Origin of the sequence: Calorimonas adulescens (assembly GCF_008274215.1) — a bacterium.
In the GTDB taxonomy this organism is placed as follows: Bacteria; Bacillota; Thermoanaerobacteria; order Thermoanaerobacterales; family UBA4877; genus Calorimonas; species Calorimonas adulescens.
The window spans coordinates 1-9412 of the sequence record NZ_VTPS01000033.1; the positions used below are offsets into that span (position 1 = coordinate 1).

The 9412-nt window shown below is 41.7% G+C and carries 9 protein-coding genes; 7 read left to right on the plus strand and 2 right to left on the minus strand.

Annotation, left to right across the window (positions count from 1 at the left end; translation table 11 throughout):
• From FWJ32_RS13970 to FWJ32_RS12820, 6 genes are all read left to right on the plus strand, one after another.
• Window positions 1-87 (plus strand): hypothetical protein (locus tag FWJ32_RS13970; protein WP_420837953.1); only part of this gene is annotated, 87 nt, incomplete at its 5' end.
• 86 nt (window positions 88-173) lie between these two features.
• A complete protein-coding gene (gcvH, locus tag FWJ32_RS12800; protein ID WP_149546358.1) occupies window positions 174-548 on the plus strand; it encodes a glycine cleavage system protein GcvH in 375 nt (124 codons plus the stop codon).
• Between the two features lie 58 nt (window positions 549-606).
• Window positions 607-2577, plus strand: a complete 1971-nt coding sequence (gene acsV / locus FWJ32_RS12805) for a corrinoid activation/regeneration protein AcsV (protein WP_149546359.1) — start codon at window positions 607-609, stop codon at window positions 2575-2577.
• Window positions 2578-2684: 107 nt separating this feature from the next.
• Complete coding sequence (locus FWJ32_RS12810; protein ID WP_149546360.1) at window positions 2685-2924, plus strand: DUF8180 domain-containing protein; 240 nt, start codon at window positions 2685-2687, stop codon at window positions 2922-2924.
• Between the two features lie 61 nt (window positions 2925-2985).
• Entirely contained in the window at window positions 2986-3186 is a 201-nt protein-coding gene (locus FWJ32_RS12815) for a CooT family nickel-binding protein (RefSeq protein WP_149546361.1), read from the plus strand.
• Between the two features lie 584 nt (window positions 3187-3770).
• Window positions 3771-5582 carry an ASKHA domain-containing protein gene (locus FWJ32_RS12820; RefSeq protein WP_203227771.1) on the plus strand — a complete coding sequence of 604 codons (1812 nt, stop codon included), beginning with the start codon at window positions 3771-3773 and terminating at the stop codon, window positions 5580-5582.
• Window positions 5583-5617: 35 nt separating this feature from the next.
• Here FWJ32_RS12820 and FWJ32_RS12825 read toward each other — a convergent pair whose 3' ends face one another.
• Complete coding sequence (locus tag FWJ32_RS12825) at window positions 5618-6367, minus strand: GntR family transcriptional regulator (RefSeq protein WP_149546362.1); 750 nt, start codon at window positions 6365-6367, stop codon at window positions 5618-5620.
• A gap of 15 nt (window positions 6368-6382) precedes the next feature.
• Window positions 6383-7036, minus strand: a complete 654-nt coding sequence (locus FWJ32_RS12830; protein WP_203227772.1) for a cobalamin B12-binding domain-containing protein — start codon at window positions 7034-7036, stop codon at window positions 6383-6385.
• A 720-nt stretch (window positions 7037-7756) separates the two neighbouring features.
• Here FWJ32_RS12830 and FWJ32_RS12835 point away from each other — a divergent pair.
• Window positions 7757-9115, plus strand: a complete 1359-nt coding sequence (locus FWJ32_RS12835; RefSeq protein WP_149546363.1) for a uroporphyrinogen decarboxylase family protein — start codon at window positions 7757-7759, stop codon at window positions 9113-9115.
• Window positions 9116-9412: the final 297 nt, after the last annotated feature.

The following is a 9412-nucleotide window of genomic DNA, read 5'->3' on the forward strand; positions in this document are numbered from 1 at the left end:
GAGACTGTCGGCACAGATCCGGATACTGTTGTGGAATTTTTGACAAAAGTTGGCCATCCAGCTCTGACCATGGACCCAATGCTATAACGGAAGTGGGAAGCCGTGGGAATAGTAGAAATTGGCTCTGCCAATTTCCTTGAAAAGTAATTGAGAATACAGGTAGGAGGGAGAGTATGGAATTTCCATCAAATATTAAATACCATGCCAAGCATACGTGGGCAAAGGTCGAAGGGGATGTCGCCACAATAGGCATTACCAACTACGCCCAGGGCCAGCTGGGAGAAATCCTATATGTGGATTTGCCTGATGCTGGCAAAAAAATAAAACAAGGCGAAGTTTTTGGAAGCGTCGAGTCTGCTAAAGTGGTTTCGGACTTATATGCCCCTTTGAGCGGTGAAGTCATAGAAGTTAACGGGGAACTGGAGGACAGTCCCGAACTGGTGAATGAATCCCCATATGATAAAGGTTGGATGATTAAAGTAAAAATTGACGATATGGGAGAATTGGACAATCTGATGGATAATACAGCATACGAAAAAAGCCTATAATCTTGTGCAAGCCACTTAAAAAAGTGGCTTGTAAAATTTATTTCAAGGTGGAATCAAGATGCGAACATGCTTGCTTTATTTTAAACCCATGGGAAAGGCAGTAGAAGTGGAAAAGGGCACCAACCTCATGGATGCGGTACGGAAAGCCGGTATATTCTTAGACGCTCCCTGTGGGGGAAAGGGCCTGTGCGGAAAATGCAGGGTAAAAGTAATCGAAGGCGAACACCGTTATCAACCTTCACACCTTATTAGCCGGCAAGAAGAAGAAAGCGGGATAAGGCTTGCCTGCCTTACGACTGTAGAAGGCGACATGACGGTAGAACTCGCACAAACCGTCAGTGCTGGCGATATAATAGTTGAGGATATTACATCAGATACAACAAAAAAATCAAGGGTAAAAAAGGCTGTTCATGTACTGAGAGACTCCGGTATAAGGATTCAAAACAGCTTCAGAACGGTAGAAATGAAAATTAAAAAACCTACTCTGGATGACAATATTCCAGATTTTGAGAGAATCATAAGAGAATTAAACCCCTTGATGGAATCAAAGAGACTGAACTGTTCTGTGGAACTGCTTAGAAAAATACCGCGAGTAATCAGGGAAGCCGCTTTTGATGTGAATCTTGTGCTTCGTGAAGATGAGAAAAACTATGAGATTATGGACATAACGATGCAGAAGGGAAGGAAGATATATGGCCTCTGTGTAGATATAGGCACCACAACTGTGGCTGCCTGTCTCGTTGATTTATATACCGGTGAGATTGAAGCCTCAGCAAACTCCGGAAACCTTCAAATGCAATACGGGGCTGATGTCATAAGCAGGATAATTCATTCCACAAAGCCTGGTGGCCTTGAAAGACTTCACGATGCCATAGTGCAGGGCACTGTGAATAAACTGATAGAACGGATGATGGAAAAGAGGGATTGCAGGCCGGAGGATATAGTCTGTTCCGTTTTTGCCGGCAACACCACAATGACCCATCTTTTCTTAGGCGTACCTGCAGAAAACATAAGGCTTGAGCCTTATATTCCGGCATTCAGAAATTCCCCTGTTTTCAGGGCAAAAGACATAGCCCTCGATATCAACCCAAACGCTCCAGTTTACGTTCTACCCAATGTGGCAAGTTATGTGGGCGGAGATATAGTTTCTGGAGTTTTGGCATCAGGGCTCTGGAATAGCGATGAAGTTACACTGTTTATAGACCTGGGAACAAATGGCGAACTGGTGCTGGGAAACAGAGAATGGATGGTGGCATGTGCCTGCTCAGCAGGCCCGGCCTTTGAGGGTGGAGATATCAGCTGCGGCATGAGGGCAGCTCCCGGCGCCATAGATGGGGTTAAGATCCATGAAAAAACTTTTATCCCCAGTATCCATACAGTAGCAAACGCAAAACCTGCAGGAATATGCGGCTCGGGAATAATAGATTTGATCGCCCAGATGTTTTTCTCTGGCATAATCGATGGAAAAGGTAAAATAAAACAGTCTTCAAATAGCTGTAGAATACGGTTTAACCAGGCTGCAGGATGCTACGAATATCTGCTTGTTCCCGCAAAAGATACAGTAAACGGCAGGGATATAGTGATAAACGAGATTGACATTGACAATTTCCTAAGGGCAAAAGGTGCCGTGTATTCTGGAATAAGAACTCTGCTCAACAGTGTAGGGCTTAGTATGGAAGACATAAAAAAGGTAATAGTGGCAGGAGGGATAGGCCAGAATCTGGACATTGAAAACTCTGTGCAAATAGGCTTGCTGCCCGATATTGACCGGGCCAGATTCGAGTTTATCGGAAACAGCTCACTTACCGGAGCATATCTGTGTCTCATCAGCGATGAAGCCCGGCAGAAAGCGCGGCAGATCGCCGATTTGATAACGTATATCGAACTCAGTGCGGACCCCACTTATATGGAAGAATTCGTCAGCGCATGCTTTTTACCGCACACTGACATAAGTTTATTCCCTAGCGTCAAGCACGTGTATGAAACGAAATTTACTTCAAGTGAGTTTTTTAGCCCATATGAAGTTTAGATTAAACTAATCCGGAGACTTAGCGTAATTTTATTTTGCCAAAAGATATGAGAGATTAGATGACAGTAAACTCCGGACAAGTCAATGTTTGAAGGGAGGTTAAAGTTATGAACGATCTCAATCATCCATTTGAGAACGGGTCGAAGCAGGATAAGGATATAGAAACCCTGAGCATTCTTCTGGCCCATTGGATAGAGCACAACAAATCTCATGAAGAAAATTTCAGGGAATGGGCTGACAAATCCGAAAAACTCGGAAAAACAAAGGTTTCGGAGATGATATCAAAAGCAGCGGATTCGCTCAATGCTGCAAACTTATATCTTTTGGAAGCAAAAAAGCACATATAGGCAATAAGGGGAAGATGATACAGGATAATATTGAAAAAACAATAAGACAGAGGTGAGGGATATGTGCGAGTCTAAGGTGTTCCTTTTGGAAAATGGCGAGGAAAAACCTATTATGGAAGATGTGATTTACATCGAGCCCCAGGACGGCAGAGTATTTATGTATGACCTTCTGGGTGAGCAGAAAATTGTAGATGCGGTGATAAAGGAAGTTAAACTTCTCGACCATAAGGTAATACTGGAGAGTAAGAAAGATAAAAAATGATAGTGACGGTAGTAAACGGCACACAAATAGGCGCTAAGATCATCGAACTTTACCGGCTGATGTAAGAATTTATGCGCTGGGAACCAATTCTGTCGTCATCATAAGCATGATGAAAAAAGCGGCCAACAAGGTGTCTAAAGGAAGATTTCTTGAAACACTTCAAGAAATCTTCCAATCACTTTCTTAAATTGTCCCATTGTATCCCGCCCATACTCCTGTTATACTACTAATGAAGACATTAATGGTTGTGCTGGTCAGAATGAAAGGTTGTTTTTTGAACAACCTTAAACTGTGTACCATAGAAAGAAACACACAGCCATTATCGACACTTCTTTTTACTTTATCCAAAGGATGCAGTCGAGATTAAGATTTTCAGGTAAAGGAGGGAAAGCAGATCTGTCTTTAGCAAACGTTATCATATAACTGTCCTTCGATAATTAGCTTGTCAGTCTTGGTAGGGTAGGGCGAAGATAGCGTGGGCATCACTGTATCTACTAACTGGGTTTTTTGAAATAAAGATTTAAAGTTTTGACTTACTCGAAGTCTGATAAAATGAAAAAAACCGATGGAAAGGAGAGATTATTTTGGCCGAAAATATAAGGGTGCATTTTCCAAACCAGGGCAAGACGGTTCTGATGGATGACGGTGCCACTATCGCCGCTGCCTGTGCCCGGGCTGGTCTTTACCTTGACCTGGTCTGCGGCGGCAAGGGGACCTGCGGAAAGTGTAAAGTGGATATAGTCAAAAACGGACAAGCAAAAACGGTCCTGGCGTGCCAGGAAAAAGTCTGCGATGGGCTTGAAGTGCTGCTAAAAGAAGAACAGATAAGCAAAAAGGCAAACATCTTGACAGACAGTGATATAGTCCCCGTTGATTTTGATCCGGCTGTAAAGAAAGTATATATAAAACAGAAAGCCCTTGCAACGCCTCTCTGTTCGGGAGATTGGGAAACTATATCTGAAACGCTGGATGTCAAAATCAACACCCCACCCCTGGAATTACTTCAAAAGCTTTCCAAGACGGTCCACAGGCAGGATATAGACGGAATAACACTCACACTGTGGGAACACAATTTAATAGATGTGGATATCGATAACACCGTCGAGGATTTGTACGGTCTTGCCATAGATGTGGGAACCACTACAGTGGCCGCGTATATGTACAATCTCCACAGCGGGAAAAGGGTGGGGGTTTATTCTGCACTAAATGGACAGGTATCTGAAGGTGCTGACGTCATTTCAAGAATCGTTGCCTGTGTTAACAATCCCGATGGTTTAGCGAGACTGCAGGAAAGGATAATATCTACGATAAATCAGTTGATTCAGCAGGCTGTGTCCGAGCAAAATATTAATAAAAACGATGTGTATTACATTGCCCTTTGCGGAAATTCGGCCATGCAGCATCTTTTTTTAGGCCTGTATCCCGAGCACCTGGGAAAATTCCCATTTACCAGCACAGTTAAAAGTGATGTGGTAGCTCGGGCAAAGCAGCTCAATCTGTGGGTAAATCCCAATGCTGTGGTGCATTTTTTGCCACTCATCGGCGGCTTTGTGGGTGCGGACACCATAGCCGTTCTGCTGTCGCTTTCAGAAGACGAGCTTCTTGAACACCGGTTGATACTGGATCTGGGGACCAATGGCGAAATAGTCCTGGGAAACAAGGATAAGATGCTGGCAGCATCCACTGCGGCCGGCCCCGCCCTGGAAGGAGCTGGAATCCGCTTTGGCATGAGGGGAACCGTGGGAGCTATAGAAAGGGTGTCGCTTTCTGGGGGAAATGTCATCCTTAAGGTTATAGGAAATAGAAAGCCCATGGGCATTTGCGGTTCCGGATTAATAGATGCTGTGGCGGAAATGTTGAGAGCTGGCATCATTGATGAAAAAGGCAGGATGATGAGTAGAAAAGAATATGTTCAAAACTGTCTTCCGGAATACAGGAATCTGGCGGATCGCCTGGAAAAAATCAACGATGTCAACTGTTTTGTGCTCGCAGACAAAACACAGTCTCAACAAGCTGAAAAAATATATATTTCTCAAAAGGATATACGTGCCGTCCAGTTGGCCAAAGCAGCCATATATACAGGATGTATGCTGCTCATACAGGAATATGGCCTGAACCCAGAAAATATTAAAGAGATCCTTATAGCCGGAGCTTTCGGTAATTATATAGACATCGGCAATGGGCAATACATCGGTCTGATTCCTTCTTTTTGCGGCGTCCCAACACGCTCCATTGGTAATGCAGCGGGAGCTGGCGTTCAAAGATTTATGCTGTCACAGAAGGTTCGAGAAAAGGCTGTCAGGCTGCAAAAAAAGGTCGCTCACGTGGAATTGGCCTCAAACCCTAATTTTCAGCAAGAATATTTTAAAAACTTGAATTTTATTAAAAAAAACTGAGAGACTGGGCGAAAATAAATATTTCGCCCAGCCCCTCAATTTTTTTCATCTTCATCTTTATATTTTTCATTCGAGTTGATATCTGAAAAATATGACTCAGCATAAAGTTTACAGTAATCAGCTTTAAAATAGGTTATCCCCAGGCCGATAGGTTTATCTTCACGGTTGTACAGCTTTTGTTCCACTACCATCAAAGGCTGTTCGTTGTAAATATTGAGATGTTTTTTTATCTCTTCGTCTGGCATCTGGGCATAAATCACCAGTTGTTTTTTTATTGCAAAAAGTGAAGTGCTCTTTGCCACCATTTCAGGAAACGTGGCATAGTGGATCTCTTTTTCAACAATCGGCATTCCTTTGTAGTAGGGCAAGTATTTCACATCATAAGCTACAGGTTCTCCTTCGGTGAAAAAAAGCCTGCGAATGGAGATAATCTTCTTATTTGGGTTCACTTGAAGGCTGTTCATTAACTTATAATTGGGCAAAACTATATTGACCTCCAGTAACTTTGTCTTATCCACACTGCTGATGAAATTTTTCATCTCATTGTAATAAAGGGTGTATGTGTTGTGGTCCGGTTCCTGGACAAAGTTACCTTTTCCCGGAATGGAATAAATATAGCCCTCATTGGCAAGCAGTGCAAGGCCTCTCCTGACAGTCATGCGGCTTGCATTGTATGCCCTGCATAAAGCATTTTCGGAATAAATAGCATCTCCGGGTTTCAGTTCACCGCTATTTATTTTTTCTTTTATGTCATCTGCTATTCTGATATAAATTGGAATTCCCATATGTTACTCCTCACCTTATATTTTACCGAGCATTTCTTTGCAAAGTTTTACGCCAAGTGAAGCATCGTTGGTGAAACAGTCTGCGCCGATATAATCACAGGATTCCTTTGTCAAATAGTTGCCGCCCAAAATTATTTTTACTCTGTTTCTTATGCCTGCATCTACGAAAGCATCCACAATCTCTTTCATAGAGTCTATGGTGGATGTCAGCACTCCACTCAAGCCAACGATATCAGGTTTGTATTCGATGGCTCCTTTCAAAAACCTTTCTTTTGTCACATCTACCCCCAGGTCTATTGTCTCAAATCCATTTGCTTCCATCATACCTTTAAAGATATCCTTACCTATATCGTGCAAATCACCCTTTACTGTCCCTATAATAATTTTCCCCATTTTTTTGTTGCTGTTACAATAAAATTGCTGCTTTACCTCTTCAAGTTCAAGAACTTCCTTGAAAATGATGCCGGCCATGATTAAATCGGCTATGAAGTACTTTTGATTTTCATATAATATCCCCACTCTTTTTACGCCTTCTTTTACCAGGTCCAACAGCACCAGCGGTTCCATTCCTGAATTCAGCGCTCTGGTGGCCAGCTTCATAACCTTGTCTTCGTCCAGGTCCTCCACTGATTTTATAATCATATCATCCAGTGTTATGAGATTTCTCACGTTTTCTTCCTCCCCTCTCCATAAAAAACACTCGAATATTTCGAAATATATGAAGAATCTGCTGATCTGGTTATGAAAATTCCATCCTCAATAACCCTTTTTGTGTTCTCTTATCCCTTATGTTTTAATGATATCATTATTCCAATTATTTTTCAATGATATCCGATTTTTTGCTTACCCGTTGGATCGAGCTAATTATATACTACTTTGAATATATGTCGCTTTCATTAAAAAGTTAATTTTGCATTTTTCCATAAATGCTTGACATTTTCTGCTCACTGGTCTATACTGGAGATAGAACATGTATATACATATCCTCTGTTTCTATCCTTTCCTTTCAAAAGAATTTTGTTGAAAACGAAGGTGAAAATGCAAGCAGATCTTGACCTCAGTGTTTGCCCAGAATATTATTAATTTTAGAGGAGGCGGGGAGTGGGGATAAGAGCATGATTGACCTGAATAAATTGAATACAGGATAAGTACGCATCGATAGGGATTTGCTGCTACATATTCTGTAGGCACGACGGATCTTGAGGTGTTGGATTTCGATGCGTTGAAGTTTCAAAGTCTTGGGGAAATCGTATTCAACGGAATTATAGTCTCCTTGTGTAAGAGCAAACAATTTAAAGATACATGCGTTTTTGAAAATTTGTAGTGTTTTGCATCAGGCCAATACACCTGAAATAAAGTGAGATTTTAATAAAATGTGAAGGTGATAATATGTCTGATGTCAAGTTGTTGCAGCAAGAAAGAACGAAGCTTTTTCATGACCTGTATGACGGCAAGATACCCAAAAGGGTTCCCGTTAATGCAAACATGGGCGTGGAATTTTGCATTCAATATGCCGGCCTCCCCCTGGCAAAGACTCAATGGACCATGGAAGGCGTTGAAGAAGCCATGGATAGAGCCTGCCAGATCACAGGTTCCGACGGTTATCCCTTCGGGTTTACAAGATTTCCTGCTCCTCTACAGATATTGGGTTCAAAGTTTTCCGTCATGGGATCCGACGGGTTTATCCAGCATCCAGAAGTTACAGTAATGGAAGCGGATGAGTATGATGAACTTATAAAAAACCCCTACGATTTTATAATGGAAAAAGCTTTGCCCAGAACCTATCCCGAACTAGATACTGATCCTGTGACACGTTCGCTTGTCTTTGCCAAAGCAGCAAAAGCATTTTTTGATTCAATGGATGAATATGCAAAAATTGATGCTAAATTGAGCGAAAAGTACGGCTTTTATGTGACTCCTCCCGAATCCGTCGGGATGGCGCTGGCTCCTTTTGACTTTATCGCGGATGTTCTCAGAGGTTTCAAAGGCATATCCATGGACGTCAGAAGGTGCCCCGAAAAAGTAGCCGAAGCGTGCGAAGCGTTATTGCCTCTCACATTGAAAAGAGCAATTCCTCCGGTCCCTTCAAAATACGGTCAGACATTCATGCCCCTTCATATGGCCACATTCCTAAGGGAAAGCGACTTCGAAAAGCTATACTGGCCCACATTTTCCAGGACGGTGCAGGCTTTAGCGGATGTTGGCCAGCCGGTATTCATGTTTTGTGAGCATAACTGGATGAGATATCTGGACTATTTATACGAACTGCCTGAAAACACAAGAATAGCTTTTGAGTTTGGAGATCCCAAACTTGTTAAACAAAAACTCGGTAAAAGGCATATCCTTTCAGGTCTGTATCCTATGACATACCTTAAAACTGCTACAAAACAGCAATGCATAGATAAAGCAAAAGAATTACTCGACATTATGGCTCCCGGAGGAAGATATTATTTTGATTTTGACAAGAGTCTCATTTCACTTGATACCGCTAATGTGGAAAACTATGAAGCGGTGACCAGATATGTAGCTGAAAATTCTTATTACAGCAATGCTGGTGAACCTGCTGACTGTGATGAAAATGCGGGCAAAAAGTTTATAGAAACTGGCGATATAAAGCCATTTAAATCAAAATACTACAAGACTTGGGAAGAATATAAGGCCGAACACCCAGAGATACCTGCAGATCTCGAGCCTGTAATTGCCCAAAAACTGCAAATGTATGAAGAGATGTTTTTCATGTTGTTTTAATTTAAATTCTATAAATGCATTATATAAGTATTTTATCTTAAGTTTTCAATATAATTTTCAGTATAATTGTAGTTTTATATTAAATACAATTAGTATAGTTTTTTCTTGACATTCCATACTAATCGGTATATACTAGTTATGTAACATGTATATACAAATTTATTAATTTTAGGAGGGAACGGCATGATTGACCTGAATGAATTGACCCGGGCAGTAGGAGAACTGGACGAAGAGAAAGTAACAGAAATGCTGACAGAATTTGTGAACTCAAAGCCCACAGAAGAAGAGGCTCAGAAA

Excerpts from the sequence above, each read along its gene's own strand:
- FWJ32_RS12825 (WP_149546362.1), bottom strand. The coding sequence starts at position 6,367 with ATGGGAATTCCAATTTATATCAGAATAGCAGATGACATAAAAGAAAAA.
- gcvH (WP_149546358.1), top strand. The coding sequence starts at position 174 with ATGGAATTTCCATCAAATATTAAATACCATGCCAAGCATACGTGGGCA.
- FWJ32_RS12810 (WP_149546360.1), top strand. The coding sequence starts at position 2,685 with ATGAACGATCTCAATCATCCATTTGAGAACGGGTCGAAGCAGGATAAG.
- FWJ32_RS12835 (WP_149546363.1), top strand. The coding sequence starts at position 7,757 with ATGTCTGATGTCAAGTTGTTGCAGCAAGAAAGAACGAAGCTTTTTCAT.
- FWJ32_RS12815 (WP_149546361.1), top strand. The coding sequence starts at position 2,986 with ATGTGCGAGTCTAAGGTGTTCCTTTTGGAAAATGGCGAGGAAAAACCT.
- acsV (WP_149546359.1), top strand. The coding sequence starts at position 607 with ATGCGAACATGCTTGCTTTATTTTAAACCCATGGGAAAGGCAGTAGAA.